This window comes from Amycolatopsis sp. NPDC102522, assembly GCF_055584485.1.
Window position 1 is genome coordinate 225,929 of the sequence record NZ_JBVJLY010000011.1, and the last position, 19,546, is coordinate 245,474.

Below are 19,546 nucleotides of genomic sequence, written 5' to 3' on the forward strand. Positions count from 1 at the left end.
AGGGGTTGAATTGCAGATATACTCCTTGTATACAAGCTGTATGCGCAACCCCCAATCTCGGAGGACAGATGCCTGAGCTGCGTTTCACCCTTCCCGACGGCCAGGAGCGGCGGACCGAGGTCCACACACTGCTGAACGCCGGATACGCCGGTCGCAGCCAGGAGGACGTCGCCGCCCACGTGGCCGAACTGGCCGAACTCGGCGTCCCCGCGCCCTCGGTGATCCCGGCGCTCTACCCGGTCGCGCCGTACCTGGCGAGCCAGACCGAAGAGGTCCCGGTGCAGCACGAGAAGACCTCCGGCGAGGCCGAGTGGGCTCTCGTCATCACCGGCCCCGCGCCCGAGGACGTCCTGCTGACCGCCGCCTGCGACCACACCGACCGCGCGCTCGAAGCGCACGGCGTCGCGTGGAGCAAGAACGCCGGCCCCGACGTCCTCGCCGCCAAGGCCTGGCGCCTCGTCGACGTCCAGGACCGGCTCGACGAGCTCACGCTGTCCGCCTGGGCGGGGGAAACCCTTATCCAGCAAGGGAAACTCGCGGATCTGCTGCCGCCGTCGTACTGGCTGGACGTGCTGCGCGAGCGCGATCTGTACGCCCCGGGCACCGTGTTGATCTCGGGCACCATCCCGATGGTGCAAGGCGTCGACCAGTTCGCCGACTCCTGGCGCGTGGAACTGGGCGACCCGGCGACCGGCGAGACGATCGACCTCGCCTACAGCGTGCGGCGGCTACCCGAACCGATCGGCTGAAGCAGTTCGCCGAGGAACACGCGGTATTCGCCCTTCATCGGCAACTCGCGATCGACGCGGACGCGGCGGCGGGTCGCGGAGACCTCGATCTCCCGCACCGGATCGAAACCGGTGCGCTCGTAGGACTCCCAGTACAGCCCGACGCCGCGCCGCTGCCAGGCGGGGACTTCGGCGAAGTTGACGCCATGCGCGAAAAGCAGCTCGTTCTTCTCGGAGACGCCCGCGCCTTCGAGAGCCGCTCCGGCCTCGCTCGCCGACTTCCCCGCCTTGCGCAGGATCCAGTAGCACCAGCCGTTGAGCGCGCAGCGGGTCGCGTCCGCCTGGCGCCACGAGAAGTAGTCGACGACGTCGTCCGCCGTCGTGCCGAGCCAGACCCGGCCGTCGAAGTGCGCCGGGACCCCGGCCGCGTGGGTGAACGCGGCCGACGCGACCCCGGCGGAGATCGACACGAGCTTCTCGACACCCCTGCCGAACAGTTCGGCGGAAGGCGGGAGCACGAGCGAGATCTCGTCGCTTTCCGTGTACACGTAAGGCGAAGCGAATTCCGCCATCAAGGCACTCGCCGCCTCGGCCATGCACTCGGCGAAGCGGGGGTCGAACGGCTTCTCGAACCGCGCTTCGGTGAACTTGGAGAAGCCCCGGCCGTCGACCCGGAGCACCGTCCAGGAGCCCGGGGGCACGGTCAAGCCGTGGAACCACTCCCGTTCCCGTTGCCGCGCCTCGAAATCACCGGCGTCCATGCTCACCCTCGCTCCACGACGAAACCGCCTTCACCGTCGAAACCGACGACGTACAGCTCGTCGAAACCGTCCTCCGCGGTCGGTCGCCGCAGCCGCTTGAGAGTCGCATACAGACCGACGTCGGGCACCCGGGTTTTGACCTTCCGGCGCGCGTTGCGCTCCTGCGACCCCTCGAAGTCCGGCGGGAACCAGTACCCGGCGACGCGCGCGCCGTGGCGCCTCGCGACCTCGATCAGCGGAGCCCACTCCTCGGCCGACGGGTTGGTGTTGTCCACGACCACCGAACTGCCGTCTTCGAGCGCTTCGGCCAGCATCCGCAGCTGGCGGCTCTGCCGCCGCTTGGCGTTCGGGAAGTTGTCCTTGCTGAGGTGCACATGCGTGCCCGCGAACTCCCGCCGGAAGAACGTCGTCTTCCCGGACGCCTGGAGCCCGATCAGGATCACCACCTCGGCCATGTCCGACAACCTATCCGAGGACTTAGGTAAGGCAATAGTCAATAAGGATTGCCTGCATTGACCGAAACGGTTTCCTCTCGCCGATTCCCGTTCTTCGTGTTTCACTGAAACGGTGACCGAAACCGTGTCGACCGAACATCCCCACGAACCCCACGCGGATCTGAGCGGCAAACTGAACTGGCTGCGCGCAGGTGTCCTCGGCGCGAACGACGGGATCGTGTCGGTGGCGGGCATCGTGGTCGGCGTCGCGGGCGCGACCACCGACTCCACCGCGATCGCGACGGCGGGAATCGCGGGCCTGGTCGCCGGCGCGCTTTCCATGGCGGGCGGCGAATACGTCTCGGTGAGCACGCAGCGCGACACCGAACGCGCGCAGTTGCGGCTGGAAAAGCGCGAACTGAAAGAGATGCCCGAAGCCGAAGAACGGGAACTCGCGGAAATCTACGAGGCGAAGGGCCTTTCCCCTGATCTCGCCGCCCAGGTGGCCCGCGAACTGACCGAAAAGGACGCGCTGCAGGCGCACGCCGAGGCCGAACTCGGCATCGATCCGGACAATCTGACCAGCCCGTGGCAGGCGGCGTGGGCGTCGCTGGTGGCGTTCACCGTCGGCGCGCTGCTGCCGCTGCTGTCGATCGTGTGGACGTCGACCTCGGCGAGGGTCTGGGCGTGTGCGGCGGCGGTCGTGGTCGGGCTGGCGCTGACAGGGCTCCTCAGCGCGAAACTCGGCGACGCCCGCGTCGGTCGCGCGATCGCGCGGAACGTCGGCGTCGGCGCGCTGACGATGCTGGTGACGTACTACGTCGGCGTGCTGTTCGGGACGACCATCGGTTAGCCGTGATCAGACGGCGAACTCGCGTGATCAGAGACGGATCTCGCGTGATCAGAGCCGTGACTCGCGTGATCAGACGCCGCACACCGACATCGCCGTCCAAGCACGTGTGTTCCGTCTTCAATCACGCGAGATCGGCGTCCAATCACGCGAGATCGGCATCTGATCACGTGTGTCACGTCTTCGATCACGGCCCGTCAGGTAGCCCCCGGTGCGATGAAAGGCCCGTTCATCGCAAAATTTGCGATGAACGGGCCTTTCATCGCACCTTCGAGGGTCGCTCGTCGGCGCGGGCGGAAGAGCGTCTAGTGGACGCCCTTCATCAGCTTGCGGATCATCGGCGTCGCCACCAGGAGCGCCACACCGACCACGATGGCCACCCCGCCGACGATGCTGAAGTACGGCGCTTCGTCGTCCACCGTGTAGTACTCGGCGAGCTTCCCGGACATCGCCGTGCCCAGCGAAATGGACAGGAAGTTCAGCGCCACCATCTGCGTCCGGAAGGCCTCCGGCGCGAGTTTGGTCGACAGCGAAAGGCCGACCGGCGAAAGCATCAGTTCCGCCATGGTGAACACGAACAGGATGCCGGCCAGCGCGAGCAGCGGGCTCGCGTTCTTGCCGCTGCCGACCATCGGGAGGAACAGCAGGAACGCCACGCCCATGGTGACCGTGCCGAGCACGAACTTGACCGGCGAGGACGGCTGCCGCGAACCGAGTTTCGTCCAGATCGCGGCGATCACCGGCGCGAACAGGATGATGAACACCGGGTTGATCGAGTTGACCCACGCGACCGGCATCTCCCAGCCGAAGATCGTCCGGTTCAGCCGCTCGTCGGTGTAGGCCGCGACGACGGTGAACTGCTGCTGGTACAGCGAGAAGAACGCGGCGCTCGCGATGAACATCGGGATGAACGAGTACACCCGGCTGCGTTCTTCGGAGGTGATCTTCTTGCTGGTGATGATCACCACGAAGTAGATCACCGAGATGACCGCGACGGCCCCGACGACGACGTCGACCAGGTTCTCCGGGTTGATTACGCCGAAGACCACGAGCAGCACGATCGCCGCGATACCCGCCACGGTGCCGCCGAAGACCAGAGGACGCTTCGACGCGGGCAGCGGGTTCGGGATCTCGCTCGCCTTCTCGCCGAGGTTCTTGCGGCCGATCGTGTACTGGATCAGGCCGAGCGCCATCCCGATCGCGGCCAGCCCGAAGCCGATGTGGAAGCCGAGTTCGCTCTGCGCGAGCCCGGTCAGCAGCGGTCCGACGAAACCACCGACGTTCACGCCCATGTAGAAGATCGTGAAACCGCCGTCGCGGCGCTCGTCACCCTTCGCGTAGAGCGTCCCGACGATGGCCGTGGCGTTGGACTTCAGCCCACCACTGCCGACGGCGACGCAGAAGAGACCCACGGCGATGCCTGCCAGCCCTGGCAGAATCGCCAGGCTGATGTGGCCGATCATGATCAGGATCGCGCTGTAGAACAGCGTCCGTTCGGAGCCGAGCACGCGGTCCGCGACCCACGCGCCGATCACCGCCGACAGGTAGACCATGCCGCCGTACGCGCCGACGATGCCGAGCGCGGAGGCCTTCGGCAGCGCGAGGCCGCCCTGACTGACTTCGTAGTAGAGGTAGATCGGGAGGATGCCGAGCATCCCGTAGTACGAGAACCGCTCCCACATCTCGACGCCGAAGAGGTTCGCCAGCCCTCGTGGGTGCCCGAAGAACCTCGTGTCTTGCTGGACCTCGGTAGAGGTACTCACCATGCCGTCCTTATCGAAGACATCGTTGTCGTTTTCCGTTCACATGCTAAGAGTCCAGCATGTGGAACTGACACCGACGTCCGGATGGATCTTGTGGTCGCCGTCATGAAGAGATGAAATCCGCAGCTCCAGACGTTAAAATCGAGTCAAGGTGCGCCGGGAAGTCTGGTCGGCAACAGTATTCGTGTTGCCGAAAACCGGAGGATGCCGTGTCCGGCCCCAACCGTCCCGCGAAAGCCGTCGTCGCCGACTTCGCCCGTTATCTCCGCACGGAGACCACCGGCGGGCTGATCCTGCTCGGCGCCACCGCGATCGCCCTGCTTTGGGCGAATTCGCCCATCGACGACCTTTACCGCGCGATCCGCGATTTCCGGCTCGGTCCCGAGTTCCTCCACCTGAATCTGACGATCGGCGACTGGGCGAAGGACGGCCTGCTCGCACTGTTCTTCTTCGTCGCGGGACTCGAACTCAAACGTGAACTCGTGGTCGGCGAGCTCTCCCGCTTCAAGCAGGCGATCCTGCCGGTGGTCGCCGCGATCGGCGGCATGATCGTCCCGGCACTGGTCGCGCTTTCCGTCGGCTGGGGCACGCCGGGCATCGAGCGCGCGTGGGCCATCCCGGTCGCCACGGACATCGCGTTCGCGCTCGGTGTCCTCGCCTTGACCGCCTCGAACCTGCCGAGCAGCGCCCGGGTCTTCCTGCTCTCGCTGGCGGTGGTCGACGACCTCGGCGCGATCCTCATCATCGCGATCCTGTTCACCGCGAAGTTCGACCTCGTCGCCGCGGGCGTCGCCGTCGTCGCTCTCGCGCTGTACGCCTACCTGCAGCACCGCCGCGTCCGCAGTGCCTGGATCTACGTGCCGCTGGCCTTGATCACCTGGGTCGCGGTGCACTCGGCAGGCATCCACGCCACCATCGCCGGCGTCGCGCTCGGCCTGCTCACCCGCGTCCGCGCCGACGAGGGCGAGGAGCACGCGCCCGCGATCCGGCTCGAACACCGGCTGCAGCCGTGGTCCGCCGCGGTCGCGGTGCCGCTGTTCGCGCTGTTCGCGGCCGGGATCAAGGTGGACGGCGAATCGCTCGGCGCGGTCTTCACCACGGCGCTGCCGCTGGCCGTGCTGGTCGGGCTCGTCGGCGGGAAGCTGATCGGGATCTTCGGCGCCAGCCTGCTCGCGGTGAAGTTCAAACTCGCGGAAAAACCCAGGGGCATGGGCTGGCGGGACATCGGCGCGCTGTCGATGCTCGGCGGTGTCGGGTTCACCGTGAGCCTGCTGATCGCCGATCTCGCGCTCGACGGGGAAGCCGTCGAACTGACGAAGGCGGCGGTGCTGATCGCTTCGGCCATCGCCTCGCTTTCGGCCGCCGCGATGCTGCTGCACCGCAGCCGCGTGCACGCGCGAGAGGATCTCTGACGCGACACTCGCCGGTCCGCCGCGCCCGGGATGAGGGCACGTGGCACGATGGCCGGGTGAGCAGCCCCAAGCACGAACGTACCGGCCCCGACGGCGTGGGGGCCGTGCCCTACCTCCCCCTGTCGAGCGATGACGACGTGGTAGCGAGCGAGCAGTCCCTCGGGAAACTCGTCGGCGATGCCACACAGCACGTCTCGACGCTGATCCGCGCCGAGGTCGAGCTGGCCAAGTCCGAGGTCGTCGCGGAGGCGAAGAAGGGCCTCAAGGGCGCCATCTTCTTCCTGGTCGCGCTGGTCGTCGGGCTGTACAGCTCGTTCTTCTTCTTTTTCTTCCTCGGTGAGCTGCTGTCGGAGTTCCTGCAGCGCTGGGCGGCGTTCCTGATCGTGTTCGGGCTGATGCTCGTCTCGACGGCGGTCGCGGGCTTCCTCGGTTACCTCAAGGTGAAGAAGATCAAGGCGCCGGAGCGCACGATCAACAGCTTCAAGGACACCGCCGCCGCGTTCAAACCGCGGCACAGCGCCGAAGACGAAGACTGAGTCTTCGGGCGGTGCAGGCGACACCGGACCCGTCGATCGTCCGGATCGACGGGCCGTGGACCCATCGTGACGTCTCCGCGAACGGCATCCGGCTGCACGTCGCCGAACTCGGCGACGGACCGATGGTCCTGCTGCTGCACGGGTTCGCCGAGTTCTGGTGGACCTGGCATCACCAGCTGACGGCGCTCGCCGACGCCGGTTTCCGCGCGGTCGCGGTGGATCTGCGCGGCTACGGAGACTCGGACAAACCCCCGCGCGGCTACGACGCCTGGACCCTCGCGGGCGACGTCGGCGGGCTGATCAAGTCGCTCGGCGCGCGCAAGGCCCATCTCGTCGGACATGCCTGGGGCGGCATGCTCGCGTGGACGGTCGGTGCGCTGCACCCCCGGCTGGTCTCCTCGGTCACCGTGCTGGGCGGCGCGCATCCGCTGGCGTTGCGCCGGGCCGTCAAGCGGCCGGGACAGCTCCGCGCGTCGGGGCATCTGTTCCGCTTCCAGGTGCCGATGGCGCCGGAGAAATGGCTGGTCAAGGACGACGCGCTCGCCGTCGAGGAGCTGTTCCGGACCTGGTCCGGTCCACAGTGGACGGACTCCGCGGACTTCGCCGAAACCGTGCCGGCGTTCCGGCAGGCGATGCTCGTGCCGGGAGTGCCGCACAGCGCGCTCGAGTACTACCGGTGGGCGTTCCGCGCGCAGTTCCGCGGCGAAGGCCGCCGCTTCAGCGAAGCGCTGCGAGGCCGCTTCGCGCCCCGAGTGCTGCAACTGCACGGCGAGGAGGACCGGTGCATCCTGCCCGACACCGCGGCGGCATCGCGGCGCTGGGCCCCGGACGCCCGTCTCGAACGCTGGCCCGGCATCGGGCACTTCCCGCATCTGGAGGCGCCGGACCGCACGTCCGCCGCCCTGCTGGAGTTTCTCCGTACTTTGGAAGCATGACCGAGCGCAAACCGACGGGCGTGTCGTTCGAGTCCTGGGTGGTGAACAAGGTCCGCAGCGAGGGGCACGACGTTTCGGCGCTGCTGCCGCCTTCGCTGGCGATCGCGAAGGAACTCGACGACCTGCCGGACACGCTGGCGCGTGTGCGCCGGGAGGCGCGGGTGCGGGAGATCGTCGAGGACCTGAACGAACGGATCCGGGCCGAGCACCGGCGTCCGGCAGGCGGTCCGGTGCTGCGGGCGCGGCCGCTGGACGTGGAGGAGACCGTCATTTCTTGGCGCGAAGGCCTGTCTTCAGGCTCCTGACCCAGCTCCCACGCGTGAGATGAAGGGGACTTTCATTGCAAATTTTGAGATGAAAGTCCCCTTCATCTCACGCACGGGCCTCAGTTCGCGCAGGGACCGGTCGAAGTGTTCGCGCTCAGCGACGAAGCCGTGTCCAACACCGGCCGCACCTGTTCGGACGTCAGCGTGAAGCCGGTCTCCGGGTCCTCGACGGCCGCCCCGAAGACGACCCCGATGACCTCGCCCTCGGGGCTGATCATCGGCCCGCCCGAGTTCCCGCTGCGGACCTGCCCGCGCACGGTGAACACGTCGCGCTGCACGGTGTTGGACTCGTAGATGTCCGGTCCTCGCAGGTTGATCCGGCCGCGCACTCTCGCGGGCGACGCGGTGTACGGACCGTCGAGCGGGTAGCCGAGCACGATCGCGTTGTCGCCCGCCCGCGCGACCCGCGGCGTGAACGGGAGCACCGGCGCCTGCAGCCTCGGCACCGCGAGCACGGCGACGTCGGCCTCGGGGTCGAAGTAGACGACCCTGGCCGGGAACTTGCCCGAAGTCGACTCGATGGCGACCTCGTCGGTGCCCGCGACGACGTGCGCGTTCGTCATCACGCGCTGCGGCGCGATGACGAATCCGCTGCCCTCCAGCGCTCGCGAGCACGAAGTCGCGTTACCGCGGATCTTCACGACACTGCCGTGCACCTGTTTGACGATCGCGCTCGCCTGCAGCGCGGTGTCCGGCGGGCTGGTGTCCTGGACGTTCGGCTTCTGGAACGGGTCCACAATGGACGGGAAGCCCGACTTGTCCAGCAGTTTGCGCAGTTCGCTCGGGAAACCCTGCGCCGCTTCCGGCATGACGTCGTTGACGCCGCCGAGCACCACCGAGCTGTTGATCGACTTCGCCAGCCCGGGCACTCCCGAGACGGCCGTGAGCGGCGTCGCGATCAGCCACGCGACCACGAACACGACGGCGGCCTGCACCACCGCGCCGAGTGTCTTGTCGACACCGGAAAGCTTGTCCGGGTTGATCTTCTGGCGCAGTTTCCGCCCGACCCAGACACCGAGGGTCTCGCCGAGCGCGACCAGGAACACCACCGTCGCCACCGCGAAGGCGACCTTCGCCGCCGGATGCTCGAAGAGTTCGACGACCAGCGGCGCGACCTTGATCCCCGCGAGCGCACCCAGCACCACGCCGACCAAGGACGGCAGGGCGATGATCACCCCCTGGAACGCGCCGGACACGCCCGCCAGCAGCGCGAGCAGGATCACCAGTACGTCAACCCAGTTCACCGGTGACTACTCCTTCTCCGGCACTTGCCGCCCGTCGACCCGCGCCTGATGTTCGGCCAACGCTACGTCAAGCTCCCGGACGTCGCCGTGGTCCCAGTCCCGTTCCCAGCCGCCGAGCGAAAGCGTCATCGCCAGCAGGCCGCCCGTGAAGCCCCAGACGAACAGCCCGCCGACGTCGAACGCGGGCCCCTTCCAGCCGAAACCCTCGCGCCTGACCTGGAACCGGTTGGCCGGGTCGGTGAGTTCGGCGACCGGCACCCTGGCCACCGCCGCCGTCTCGCCGGGGTCGACGGCGTGCACCGGGGACGGCGTCCGCCAGTAGGCGAGCACCGGCGTCACGGCGAACCCGGACACCGGCACGAACAGTTCGGGGAAGATCGCCAGCGGCTGCACCCCGGAAGGCACGACGCCGGTCTCCTCTTCCGCCTCGCGCAACGCCGTCCCGACCGGCCCGTCGTCACCGGGCTCGGCGCCGCCGCCGGGGAAGGCGACCTGGCCGGCGTGGGAGCCGAGGGTGTCGGCGCGGCGCTGCAGCAGGACGTCCGGCCCCTGCGGGCCTTCGCCGAAGAGCATCAGGACGGACGCGGGCCGGTAGCTCGCGTCCGGCGGCACGCTGAACCGGCTGAAGGTGTCCGCGCCGACGTCCCCGCTGATCTTGACCAGCGGTTGCAGCCAGGCGGGCACGTCCTCGGGGTCCACGAGGGGGCCGGTCATGGTGTCCCTTCCACAGCGGCGCGCACCTGGTCAGTGTTCAGGAAAACGCGTGGGTTCTCGATGAGCCGGACGTCGCCACCCGCCGTGACCAGGTACGTCGCGGGGAGAGAGGGAGGGACCTTTAGTGCCGTCCGCGCGGGCCCTGACTGCCCGTCACCGTCGAACACGGACGGCAACCGGACCCCCAGCTCGGACAGCATCGCCAAGCCGTCGGCCCCGGAGCTCGCGACCTGGACGAGGAGCACCCGCACGGCACCGGGCTGCGCGGCGTACTCCTGGAGCAGCGGCAGTTCGGCGCGGCACGGCCCGCACCACGACGCCCACAGGTTGACCAGCACGGGACCGCCTGAGAGCACCCGGGCGAGGTCGACCCGGGAGCCGTCGCCGAGGCATTCGACGTCGACCCCGCGCAGTTTCGCCACCTCACCGGGGCCGGGCGGCGGACAGGGGGCGAGCGCGGCCTTCGAGCGGGCGGCCGTGAGATCCCCCGACGTCTGGACCGGCGCCTGGCCGTCACGGGTCGTGAGCAAAGCGACGATCAGGGCCACCACCAGCACGGCGGCACCGAGGGCGAGCTTGGTGACCCTCGTCACCGGCGTGCCGCCAGGTCGAGGATGTGGTCCCGTTCTTCGCCCTTGACCAGCTTCGCGGCCTCTTCGAACCCCGTCGGGCCGGTTCCGTACGAGGGGCACATCTTGGCCAGCGGACAGGCGCCACAGGCGGGTTTGCGGGCGTGGCAGACGCGGCGGCCGTGGAAGATCGTCCGGTGCGAGAGGAGCGTCCACTCCTTGCGCGGGATCAGCTCGCCGACGACGTGCTCGACCTTGACCGGGTCCTCCTCCTCGGTCCAGCCCCAGCGGCGGACCAGGCGGCCGAAATGGGTGTCCACGGTGATCCCGGGGACCCCGAAGGCATCGCCGAGCACGACGTTGGCCGTCTTGCGGCCGACACCGGGCAGCGTGACGAGGTCCTTCAGCTTGCCGGGCACCTCGCCGTCGTAGCGCTCCACCAGCGCGGCGCCCAGCCCGAGCACCGAGTTCGCCTTGGCGCGGAAGAACCCCGTCGGCCGGAGGTACTCCTCGAGTTCGGCGCGATCGGCACCGGCGAAGTCGGCGGCACTTCGATAGCGAGCGAAGAGCGCGGGGGTGACCTGATTCACCCGGACGTCGGTGGTCTGCGCCGAAAGCACGACCGCGACCAGCAATTCGAGCGGAGTGGTGAAGTCAAGCTCACAGTGGGCGTCCGGGAACTCGTCGTCGAGGCAACGCTTCATCCGCCTGGCGCGTCTCACCAATGCGAGCCGGCTTTCACCCTTACCCCCCGCGCGGGGGGCATTCGTGAGGGCTGGAGGCACCCCGATAGCCTACGGGCGCCATCGGACGAGCCAGTGGGGAGCACCCGCCGGTCGACGGCCGACACGCCAGAGCACCACCTCGGCGCTTCGATCGAGGACGCCATGAGCGAGGATCTGGAGTAATGCACAATTTTTCGGAATTCCCCGGGCAGGGCGCATGACAGTCTGGTTCGTCATCCTCGTGCCTTTGGTGATCATGTTCTTCGCGCTGTTCATGGAACGCGTGGAGACCAGGCTCAAGCACGTCGCGGTGCAGGAGAACGAAGTCGAGGAGTTCCTCGAGCAGGCGCAGCCCAACGAGGTCAGGGCCCTTTACGGGCACGGCATCGGGCGCGCGCTCGAGCTGTTCCGGCTGCGCAGGCTGGGCGGGAAGGCGGCCAGGCTTCGCGCGCGGCGCGTGCGGAGTTAGGCTCCACGTTCGAGCGAGATCGTTCACGGCCCGCGCGCGCCTGCGGCGTGCCGACGAGCGAACTCGCGCGCACGACCTAGACTGACGCGAAAAGTGATCGACGACACGATCCTCGGCCGATGAGGATCGCCGTCGTATCTCGATGAGGAGGCACCCGAGGTGGACGAAACCCTGGCCCGAGCGGGCATTTTCCAGGGTGTTGAGCCGGCAGCCGCCGAGGCGCTGGCACAGACCTTGGAATCCGTGGAGTTTCCTCGCGGGCATGTCATCTTCAACGAGGGTGAACCCGGCGACAAGCTTTACATCATCCAGTCCGGCAAGGTGAAGATCGGCCGCAAGTCGCCCGACGGCCGCGAGAACCTGCTGGGCATCTTCGGTCCGTCCGACATGTTCGGCGAACTGTCCATTTTCGACCCCGGCCCGCGGACGTCCAGCGCGACGACCGTGACCGAGGTCCGCGCGGTGACGATGGACCGCCCGGCGCTGCGGCAGTGGATCTCCACCCGCCCGGAGATCGCGGAGCAGTTACTGCGCGTGGTCGCCCGTAGGCTGCGCCGGACGAACAACATGGTCGCCGAGCTGATCTTCACCGACGTCCCCGGACGGGTGGCGCGTGCGCTGCTGCAGCTCGCGCAGCGTTTCGGCAGCCAGGAAGCCGGCCTGCTGCGGGTCACGCACGACCTGACGCAGGAAGAGATCGCCCAGTACGTCGGTGCTTCGCGCGAGACCGTGAACAAGGCCCTCGCCGACTTCGCGCACCGTGGCTGGCTGCGGCTCGAGGGCAAGAGCGTCCTGATCCTGGATCCGGAACGCCTGGCCCGCCGCGCCCGCTAGACCCCGCTTCACTCAACTGCCGCAAGTAGCCGACTACTTGCGGCAGTTGCGCGTTCAAGCACCGCATCCAGAGGACGAAACGCGCCTGACAAGGCGACCGAACGGGCTCGACACGTGACCGAACGAGCCTGAGAACGTGACCGGCGGACCCGTCTCCCCGGAAGCGCGTCAGCGCGACGGGAAGACTTCACCCCGCGCGCCCTCTTTCGGGCCGAAGGCCCACGGAAACATTTTGTAGGGCGCCTTCACGCTGACCGGAAGCATTTCGCCTGGCTGCGCCCTGCGAAATGTTTCCGTCAGCGCGCGGAAAAACAACGAAGAGCCGGGCGCCACCCCCGACGTGGCGCACCGGCTCTTCGCTGTGCGCGGATCATCCCCCGACGATCCGCGCTCCCCGCCCTCCGGAACCAGGCCCCGACCCGAACGCCGGAGGGAGCTGGAGACTGTGTGTTTGTCGTACAACCATCCACGGCCGTCGGCCGTGAACTCAAGTTCTTTCACTCTCAAGGACGCCATCTGCGTCGATTTGTTGCCCCGATTGACTCAGATTTGACTGACTGTTACCCGATCGTGACGAACTTGGCGACTTCAAGGTGCGTAGTACCCGGAACCCGGGGGTGACAAACCTTACCGCCGCAGATCTGGTACTCGCGTACCAAAGTAGTCATACTGGTACGCGTGTCCCAGTCTGTGTCCGCTTCCGCCGAGAGCCACCGCACCACCCTCGCCGACTACCGGGCCGCGCTGACCGCGCCCGGCTCCCGCGGGGCGGTCGTCGCGTCCCTGCTCGCCCGCCTGCCGATCGCGATGATCGGTATTTCCGCGCTGCTCTACGTCCAGCGCGAGACGGGCTCCTTCGCCTCGGCCGGACTGGTGTCGGCCGGGTCTTTGGTGGGCGTCTCCGTCGGCGCTGTCGTGCAGGGACGGCTCATCGACCGCTTCGGGCCGACACGGCCGCTGCTGACCACCACGGTGCTCTTCGCGCTGGCGATGACCGGGCTGATCTTCGCGATCGAGGCGCACGCGCCGACACTCGTCCTGGTCCCGCTCGCCTTCGGCACCGGGATCACGGAACCGATGGTCGGCTCGGCCTCGCGAGCGCTGTGGACACGCCTGCTGCCCGCCGGGCCGACGCGCAACGCCGCGTTCTCCTACGAGGCGATCAGCATGGAGGTCTTCTTCATCCTCGGCCCCGGGTTCGCCGGGCTGCTGATCGCCGCGCCGTGGGCGGGCACCGGCATCGTGGCCGGCGCGCTGACCATGATCGCGGGTGCGGTGCTGTTCGCGCTGAGCCCGACTGTGCGGGCCTGGGGACCGGCGCCGTCGTCGGGCGGCAAACTGCTCGGCGCGCTGGCGAGCCCCGGCATGCGCACGCTCGCGCTCGCCGCGCTGGGCTTCGGGGCCGTGATCGGCTTCGTCGAGGTCGCCGTCCCGGCGGCCGCCGCCGAAGCGGGGAACACCTCCATCGGCGGGCTGCTGCTCTCGGCCTGGTCGGTCAGCTCGGTCGCGTTCGGTGTCGCGTACAGCCTGCGCCCGTGGCCGCGTCAGATGGGCCTGCGGCTGCCGGTGCTGCTGGCCGGGTTCGGCGCGCTGGTGGCGTTGCTCGCGCTGCCCGGGTCGCTCTGGGGCCTCGCGCTCGCCATGCTCGCCGCGGGCGCGCTCATCACGCCGCAGTCGACGACGCACTCGGCGGCCATCGAGATCGCCGCGCCGAAGGGCACGGCGGCCGAGGCGTTCGGCTGGGTGCTCACCGCGGTGACCCTCGGCCTCGCGTTCGGGCAGTCGATCAGCGGTTACCTCGTCGAGCACGCGGGGTACGAAGCGGCGTTCCTCGCCGCCGGCGCCGTCGGGTTCGCGCTCGCCGCGGTGGTGTGGCTGCTGCGCGGCACCTTCGCCCCGAAGCCGTCCGGAGCCGTCGCCGAAGCCCCCGAACTTGTCGGTGCCGCCCGCTAGCTTGCGGGCATGGACCTGACTGCCGCCACCCGCTCCCTCTCGTCCGCCGTTTCCGCCGCCGCCCGGCTGCTCACGGCCCGCTCCGGCCTGCTCCTGCGCGCCGGGCGGGACGGCCTGACCGTCGGCGGCAACGACAGCGAACGCGCCGTCCGCCTGACTTGTGACGCCGTCTCGCACACCGATGGTGAGGTCGTCGTCCCCGCCGGTCCGCTCGCGGAAACCCTGCGCATGCTCGACGACGACATGGTGCGCCTGGTCGTCGAGGGATCACGGCTGGCCGTGCGGGTCGAAGGCGGCCGGTTCGCGCTGCCGCTGCTGAGCCGCGAACTCCGGCTCCCGGACATGCCGCCCAAGGTGTCCGAAGTGGACGGTTCCGCGCTGGCGACGGCGTTGCGGACGGTCGCGGGTACGGCGGCCAAGGACGACGCGCTGCCGATGTTCACCGGCGTCCGCGTGCAGAGCTTCAGCCGCGAGCTGCGGCTGACGGCGTCCGACAGGTACCGCATGGCCGTGGCCACCCTGCCGCTGCGTGCCGAGGGCGAGCCTGTCGACGCGCTCGTCCCGGCGGGCCTGCTCGCCGAGACCGCGAAGCAGGCGCGCGGCGTCGTCGGCCTGCACGGCGACGGGACCCGGTTCGGGCTGAGCTGGGCGGACGTCGCCGTCACCACCGCCGTACTCGACGCGGGATTCCTGTCGGAGAAACTGATCGAGTCGTCCACTGTGGACACGACGGTCGAGGTCGCCGCCGACGCGCTGGCCGCCGCCGTGCGCCGGGTGGGCGTCTACGCGGACGAGCGCCGGGTGCTGACGCTGGAGGTCGGCGACTCGCAGCTGCGGCTGGCCAGTTCCAAGCAGGACACCGGTGAGGCCGAGCAGACGTTGAAGGCCGAGGTGTCCGGCGGCCGGACGTCGCCCTCGTTCCAGGCGCGCTACCTGCTGGACGCGCTGCAGGGATTCGCCGGGGAACGGGTACGGCTCGACATCCAGCCCGGGATGCGGGCCTGCGTCATCCGCGCGGTGGAGCCGGGCGAGGTGGAGCTCACTTACTACGTGATGCCGATGCTTCCGCGCTGACACCGGCCCAAGTACGTCAGGCGGAGGCGGCCTTCACGGCGGCCTCGATCTCGGCGAACGAAGGGTTCACCATCGCCGTCGAGCCCACGAAGACCGTCGGCACGACCTCGTTCCCGTCCGCGACCGAGCGCACCCGCGCGGCGGCGTCCGGGTCTTCCCAGATGTTGACCCGCTTCACGGTGAAGCCGCTCTTCGACAGCGGCCGCTCCAGCGCGGCGCAGAACCCGCATCCGGGGCGCCAGTAGAACTCGACCTCGACGTCACTCATTCGCCGTCCTCCGACCTCAGGTAGTCCAACTGTGCCCGCACACTCCATTCGGCGGGCGCCCACAAAGCCTTGTCGACGTCGGCGTACACGACCTCGACCACCTGGCGCGGGGTGGCGTCCGCGCCGAGTGTCTCCAGTGCCGAACGCACCTGGTCCAGCCGTTCTTCCCGGTGCGCCAGGTATTCGCGCGCGGTCGCGGCCAGGTCCGGCAGTTCGGGGCCGTGCCCCGGCAGGCCGGTGGTGCCCTCGGGCAGCGCGACGAGTTCGCGCAGCGAGCGCAGGTAGTCGCCGAGGTCGTGCAGCACGGTGGTGCCGCGGCCGAGGATGGTGTCGCCGGTCAAGATCTGCCCGTCGGACACCAGGCAGATCGAGTCGCCGGTGTGCCCCGGCGTGTGCAGCACCGAGAGCCGCACGCCGCCCGCCTCGATCACGTCACCGTCCACAAGGGACTTCCCGCCGATGCAGAGCGACTCGTCGAACGCCCGCACCGGAGCGCCGACGCGCTCGGCGAACCAGGGCGCGCCCTCGGCGTGGTCGGGGTGATGGTGGGTCAGGACGATCAGCTCGACGGCGCCGGTTTCCGCCAGCAGTGTCAGATGCTCGACGTCCTCGTGACCGGGGTCGACGACCACGGAACCGGACGCGCCCGGCCCGCGCAGCACCCAGGAATTGGTGCCCTCCAACGTCATCGACGACGGGTTGTGCTCCAACAGCACCGAAGCCGTCGGCGTCACCTGGCGCAGCACGCCGTACGCGGGGGCGCTCATGCCGGGTCCAGTACGACGCGGACCTTGTCGCCGTCGCGCACCAGCGTCGGCATGATCTTCACGATCTCGCGCTCGACGGCCTGTGCCGCGGCCGCCGAGCCGAACTCGCCCAGCTCGGCGAGCGTGATCCAGGTCGGGGGCATGAGCATGCGGCGCCCTTCCTTGGCGTCGGCGATGGCCTCTTCCGGCCGCTGCCAGCCGGTGCTGACGGCCTCGGAGGTGGCGCTGTCCGCCTCCTGCCCCTCGGGCAGCACGGCGACGAAGAAGCAGGTGTCGTAGCGACGCGGTTCCTGAGGTGGGGTGACCCAGTTCGCCCACGGGCGCAGGAGATCCGCGCGCAGCGTCAGGCCGTTCGCTTCGAGGAACGCGGCAAGAGAGAGTTCGCGGGAGACCAGCTTTTCGCGGGCGTCCTGGTACGGCGCCGTGTCGGTGACGACGGCGTCCCCGATGCTCGCGAGCAGCACGCCCGACTCCTCGAACGTCTCCCGCACGGCCGCGCACACCAGGGCGCGGGCCAGCGGTTCCTCGCATCCGAAGCGCTCGGCCCACCAGGCGGGCTCCGGGCCCGACCAGCTCACCGAGGCGTCGACGTCGCGGGAATCCACGCCGCCGCCGGGGAAAACGGTCATCCCGCCCGCGAACGGCATGCCCTTGACCCGGTGCTGCAGGAAGACCTCGACGCCTTGCGCGCCGTCACGGAGGAGGATCACGGTCGCCGCGTCCTTGGGCGTCACCGGCTCGCCGCCGGCGTTGGCGCGGGTGCCCACCCCTGCCCCCACCGGGATGTCGAATGTCAGTTCTTCAGCCACACCCGCAACCTAACATCGCGTTTCGTCCTCCGGTTGCGATAGTTGCGCGTGCAACCACCGCAACCGGAGGACGAAACGCGTGGAACTGCTAGGACCAGCTAGAACCGCTGCTGCGCGAAGCGCCGTTCAGCCGGATCTTCGCCGCTTCGGCACGCTCCCGTTCCGCGAGCTCGGCGTGCAGCTCGCGCAGGAGCGCACGGTCGCGCTCGCTCAGGCTCGGGTCGTCGAGGTCGAGAGCGGGCAGCTCGACGACCTCGTGCATGCTCGGCTTGCCCGACGCGATCTCGCGGCCCTTTTCGGGGTCCTCCTTGAGCGCCTGGCGCAGCTGGGCCACTTCGGCCGGGGTCAGGTCGGCCGTGCGCTCGGCCCGGGTCTCCGCCCGTGACTTGCGCGGCAGCGGCTCCGGAGAAGACACCGGCGAAGAAGGCGGCGGTGAAACCGGTGCCGCCGCCTGCTGCACGATCGGCACCACCGGTGCGATCGGCTCGTTCGGTTCCTGGCCACCGCTGCCCACCGGCCGCAGGCCGTGCCTGCTCGGCTGCTCCTTGACCGGCTCGGGAGCCGGGGCGGGAGCGGGCGGCGGGGTCGGAGTCACCGGCCCGGTCCGAAAGTCACTGGAGTGGGTACTCCCGGTGACCCAGACAGGACTCGCGGCCGACGAAGCGGCCTGGTGGTACGCGGACCGCGCGACGCCGGGTCCCGCGACCTCGACGACCGAGCGGATACCGGCGCGGCGAAGCGCGGTGTCCACGCGGAAAGCGACCGCGGGCGGGTTGCCCTCCGGGCCGATCTCGACCAGGACCACCCGCTGCGGCAGCGCGCCGGGCACACTGCCCGCCGGCGTGTTGCGCCACACCGCGTGCACCGACCGGACGTCCGGCAGCACCTGCAGGGTGCGGTCGAGCGCCTCGGCGAGGCCGAATTCGGGCGTGTTCTCCCCGGTGAACCGGTGGGTGAGCACCGACTCGTCCTCCTCGACGAGCAGGTCGTTCGCCAGGGTGGCGTCGGACCGGCTCATTTCGAGGACGAGCGCGAGTTCCCGCTGTTCGGACGAGCTCACCGGGATCTTCCCCGCGATCAGGGTGCCGGTGGTGAGCTCCACCGCTTCGTCGATGTGCGCACGCGCGATCAGCTCACGCGCTTCGGTCAAAGCACTGTCGTCGATTCGACCCGCCAGGGCCAGTAACAGGTTATGCAGGCGCAGGGGCACCGAGAACCCGTCCATGGGCGGGCCGTCGTGGACCTCCACCATTGCTCTGCTCCCTCCCGGCTCGCCTGGTGGTGCGAGCGTTAAGCGGCGATCAGCCGACTTCCGGTGTCCACCGCGCCCACACAGACCAGTTCGGAGCTGGCGAGCGCGGTGCGGTGATAGCCGGTGAGGTCGATGCTCGGCGGGAGAACCTCGACGCCGGGCTCCTCGTCACCCAGCACGCGCAAGACGCGCTGCAATTCGCCCGTCAGCCTCGGCAGCCCGTTGAGCGCCGTGACCAGCAGGACTCGTTTCGCCCCACCCTCGCCGACCACACCGAGGTGTCGCCAGCTTTGCCGCACTTCACCCACATCCGGCCGCCCCCGCAACGTTGCGTGGATCAATACGGACACAGAGTCGACGGAGTTCACCCATTCGGGCGCACTCTGCGTGAATGTGTACCTGGTCTCGGTGACGTCGTCTACCCCCAGGGTGGAACTCACCTGATGCCAGTCGGCTCCGTGAGGAATGAGCCCGGCGACTAGCAGGCGATACTCGGTTTGGTCCAGATCGATCCTGTGCTTAAGCAAAGACCGGGGCAGGGTCCGCGCGAGCGTGCCCATCGCGCCCTCGCCCAGCCAGTCGCGGAACCGCCACAGGAGCTGGTCCGGCAGCCGTCCGGCCAGCCGGAGCAGGAGCTCGTGCGAGGACTTCTCGATGTCCGGATCCATCACTTCACCTCCACGATCAGTTCGATCTCGACCGGCGCCCCGATCGGCAGCTCGGCGACACCGACCGCCGAACGCGCGTGGATGCCGGCCTCGCCGAAGATCTCCCCGAGCAGCTCGGACGCCCCGTTGATCACCGCGGGCTGGCCGGTGAAGCCTTCCGCGGACGCCACGAAACCGACGACCTTGACCACTCGCGCGATGTTGTCGAGCCCGACGACCGAGTCGACCGCGGCGAGGGCGTTGAGGATCGACGTCCGCGCGTACTGCTTCGCCTCTTCGGGGCTGACCTCGGCACCGACCTTGCCGGTCGCTTCGAGCTCACCCTTGACGAAGGGCAGCTGCCCGGACGTGTAGACGTGCGAACCGGTCCGGACGGCGGGCACGTAGGCCGCCAGCGGGGCGGCGACGCCGGGCAGTTCGATACCGAGCTCGGCGAGTCGATCGCTCCAGGTCAT

23 protein-coding genes are annotated in these 19,546 nt (G+C 69.1%); 10 read left to right on the forward strand and 13 right to left on the reverse strand.

All coding sequences use genetic code 11. From position 1 onward, the window contains the following. Positions 1-68: 68 nt before the first annotated feature. Positions 69-749, forward strand: a complete 681-nt coding sequence (locus ACZ6YV_RS25690) for a DUF2848 domain-containing protein (RefSeq protein ID WP_465512043.1) — start codon at positions 69-71, stop codon at positions 747-749. Here the strand turns inward: ACZ6YV_RS25690 and ACZ6YV_RS25695 are convergent. Together ACZ6YV_RS25695 and ACZ6YV_RS25700 are read right to left on the reverse strand one after the other, a co-directional pair. Beyond that, a complete protein-coding gene (locus ACZ6YV_RS25695; protein ID WP_465512102.1) occupies positions 713-1,489 on the reverse strand; it encodes a tRNA(His) guanylyltransferase Thg1 family protein in 777 nt (258 codons plus the stop codon). The genes ACZ6YV_RS25690 and ACZ6YV_RS25695 overlap by 37 nt on opposite strands. A 2-nt stretch (positions 1,490-1,491) precedes the next feature. After that, a complete protein-coding gene (locus ACZ6YV_RS25700) occupies positions 1,492-1,944 on the reverse strand; it encodes an AAA family ATPase (RefSeq protein ID WP_465512044.1) in 453 nt (150 codons plus the stop codon). A 112-nt stretch (positions 1,945-2,056) separates the two neighbouring features. On the opposite strand from ACZ6YV_RS25700, the gene ACZ6YV_RS25705 reads away from it, so the two are divergent. Then, on the forward strand, positions 2,057-2,776 hold the full coding sequence (locus ACZ6YV_RS25705; RefSeq protein ID WP_465512045.1) for a VIT1/CCC1 transporter family protein: 720 nt from the start codon (positions 2,057-2,059) through the stop codon (positions 2,774-2,776). A 302-nt stretch (positions 2,777-3,078) separates the two neighbouring features. Here ACZ6YV_RS25705 and ACZ6YV_RS25710 read toward each other — a convergent pair whose 3' ends face one another. Further along, a complete protein-coding gene (locus ACZ6YV_RS25710) occupies positions 3,079-4,539 on the reverse strand; it encodes a peptide MFS transporter (protein ID WP_465512046.1) in 1,461 nt (486 codons plus the stop codon). A gap of 206 nt (positions 4,540-4,745) precedes the next feature. On the opposite strand from ACZ6YV_RS25710, the gene nhaA reads away from it, so the two are divergent. From nhaA to ACZ6YV_RS25730, 4 genes are read left to right on the forward strand one after another with little or no spacing between them, the layout of a single operon-like run. Then, positions 4,746-5,948, forward strand: a complete 1,203-nt coding sequence (gene nhaA / locus ACZ6YV_RS25715; RefSeq protein ID WP_465512047.1) for a Na+/H+ antiporter NhaA — start codon at positions 4,746-4,748, stop codon at positions 5,946-5,948. Positions 5,949-6,004: 56 nt separating this feature from the next. Continuing rightward, entirely contained in the window at positions 6,005-6,484 is a 480-nt protein-coding gene (locus ACZ6YV_RS25720) for a phage holin family protein (protein ID WP_465512048.1), read from the forward strand. 11 nt (positions 6,485-6,495) lie between these two features. Continuing rightward, positions 6,496-7,419: an alpha/beta fold hydrolase gene (locus tag ACZ6YV_RS25725; RefSeq protein WP_465512049.1), complete on the forward strand. Its 924-nt coding sequence runs from the start codon at positions 6,496-6,498 to the stop codon at positions 7,417-7,419. Continuing rightward, positions 7,416-7,724 (forward strand): DnaJ family domain-containing protein, encoded by a 309-nt coding sequence (locus tag ACZ6YV_RS25730; RefSeq protein WP_465512050.1) that lies wholly within the window; start codon positions 7,416-7,418, stop codon positions 7,722-7,724. Before ACZ6YV_RS25725 ends, ACZ6YV_RS25730 begins: the two co-directional genes overlap by 4 nt. Before the next feature lie 80 nt (positions 7,725-7,804). Here the strand turns inward: ACZ6YV_RS25730 and ACZ6YV_RS25735 are convergent, their stop codons facing one another. From ACZ6YV_RS25735 to nth, 4 genes are read right to left on the reverse strand one after another with little or no spacing between them, the layout of a single operon-like run. After that, entirely contained in the window at positions 7,805-8,989 is a 1,185-nt protein-coding gene (locus ACZ6YV_RS25735) for a MarP family serine protease (protein WP_465512051.1), read from the reverse strand. 6 nt (positions 8,990-8,995) lie between these two features. Further along, positions 8,996-9,703, reverse strand: a complete 708-nt coding sequence (locus ACZ6YV_RS25740) for an NUDIX hydrolase (RefSeq protein ID WP_465512052.1) — start codon at positions 9,701-9,703, stop codon at positions 8,996-8,998. Continuing rightward, a complete protein-coding gene (locus tag ACZ6YV_RS25745; protein ID WP_465512053.1) occupies positions 9,700-10,296 on the reverse strand; it encodes a TlpA family protein disulfide reductase in 597 nt (198 codons plus the stop codon). Before ACZ6YV_RS25745 ends, ACZ6YV_RS25740 begins: the two co-directional genes overlap by 4 nt. Further along, positions 10,293-10,976 (reverse strand): endonuclease III, encoded by a 684-nt coding sequence (gene nth / locus ACZ6YV_RS25750; RefSeq protein WP_378244948.1) that lies wholly within the window; start codon positions 10,974-10,976, stop codon positions 10,293-10,295. Before nth ends, ACZ6YV_RS25745 begins: the two co-directional genes overlap by 4 nt. Positions 10,977-11,214: 238 nt before the next feature. Between nth and ACZ6YV_RS25755 the strand changes: the two genes are divergently transcribed. The 4 genes from ACZ6YV_RS25755 to dnaN all read left to right on the forward strand — a co-directional run bounded on the left by ACZ6YV_RS25755 (position 11,215) and on the right by dnaN (position 15,327). Beyond that, positions 11,215-11,466, forward strand: a complete 252-nt coding sequence (locus tag ACZ6YV_RS25755) for a hypothetical protein (RefSeq protein WP_005166943.1) — start codon at positions 11,215-11,217, stop codon at positions 11,464-11,466. A 159-nt stretch (positions 11,467-11,625) separates the two neighbouring features. Then, complete coding sequence (locus ACZ6YV_RS25760; protein WP_003081747.1) at positions 11,626-12,300, forward strand: Crp/Fnr family transcriptional regulator; 675 nt, start codon at positions 11,626-11,628, stop codon at positions 12,298-12,300. A 690-nt stretch (positions 12,301-12,990) separates the two neighbouring features. Continuing rightward, a complete protein-coding gene (locus ACZ6YV_RS25765) occupies positions 12,991-14,253 on the forward strand; it encodes an MFS transporter (protein ID WP_465512103.1) in 1,263 nt (420 codons plus the stop codon). A 9-nt stretch (positions 14,254-14,262) separates the two neighbouring features. Further along, positions 14,263-15,327, forward strand: coding sequence for a DNA polymerase III subunit beta (dnaN, locus tag ACZ6YV_RS25770; protein ID WP_465512054.1), 1,065 nt, complete (start codon positions 14,263-14,265; stop codon positions 15,325-15,327). 16 nt (positions 15,328-15,343) lie between these two features. Here dnaN and ACZ6YV_RS25775 read toward each other — a convergent pair whose 3' ends face one another. The 6 genes from ACZ6YV_RS25775 to ACZ6YV_RS25800 all read right to left on the reverse strand — a co-directional run bounded on the left by ACZ6YV_RS25775 (position 15,344) and on the right by ACZ6YV_RS25800 (position 19,546). Continuing rightward, positions 15,344-15,595, reverse strand: a complete 252-nt coding sequence (locus ACZ6YV_RS25775; protein WP_093932340.1) for a glutaredoxin domain-containing protein — start codon at positions 15,593-15,595, stop codon at positions 15,344-15,346. After that, positions 15,592-16,362: an MBL fold metallo-hydrolase gene (locus tag ACZ6YV_RS25780; RefSeq protein ID WP_465512055.1), complete on the reverse strand. Its 771-nt coding sequence runs from the start codon at positions 16,360-16,362 to the stop codon at positions 15,592-15,594. Before ACZ6YV_RS25780 ends, ACZ6YV_RS25775 begins: the two co-directional genes overlap by 4 nt. Then, positions 16,359-17,171, reverse strand: a complete 813-nt coding sequence (locus tag ACZ6YV_RS25785; protein ID WP_465512056.1) for an NUDIX hydrolase — start codon at positions 17,169-17,171, stop codon at positions 16,359-16,361. Before ACZ6YV_RS25785 ends, ACZ6YV_RS25780 begins: the two co-directional genes overlap by 4 nt. Positions 17,172-17,259: 88 nt before the next feature. After that, positions 17,260-18,423, reverse strand: coding sequence for a hypothetical protein (locus tag ACZ6YV_RS25790; RefSeq protein WP_465512057.1), 1,164 nt, complete (start codon positions 18,421-18,423; stop codon positions 17,260-17,262). A gap of 38 nt (positions 18,424-18,461) precedes the next feature. Next, positions 18,462-19,091 carry a hypothetical protein gene (locus tag ACZ6YV_RS25795; RefSeq protein WP_465512058.1) on the reverse strand — a complete coding sequence of 210 codons (630 nt, stop codon included), beginning with the start codon at positions 19,089-19,091 and terminating at the stop codon, positions 18,462-18,464. After that, positions 19,091-19,546 (reverse strand): RidA family protein, encoded by a 456-nt coding sequence (locus ACZ6YV_RS25800; RefSeq protein WP_378240975.1) that lies wholly within the window; start codon positions 19,544-19,546, stop codon positions 19,091-19,093. The genes ACZ6YV_RS25795 and ACZ6YV_RS25800 overlap by 1 nt, the downstream gene beginning before the upstream one ends.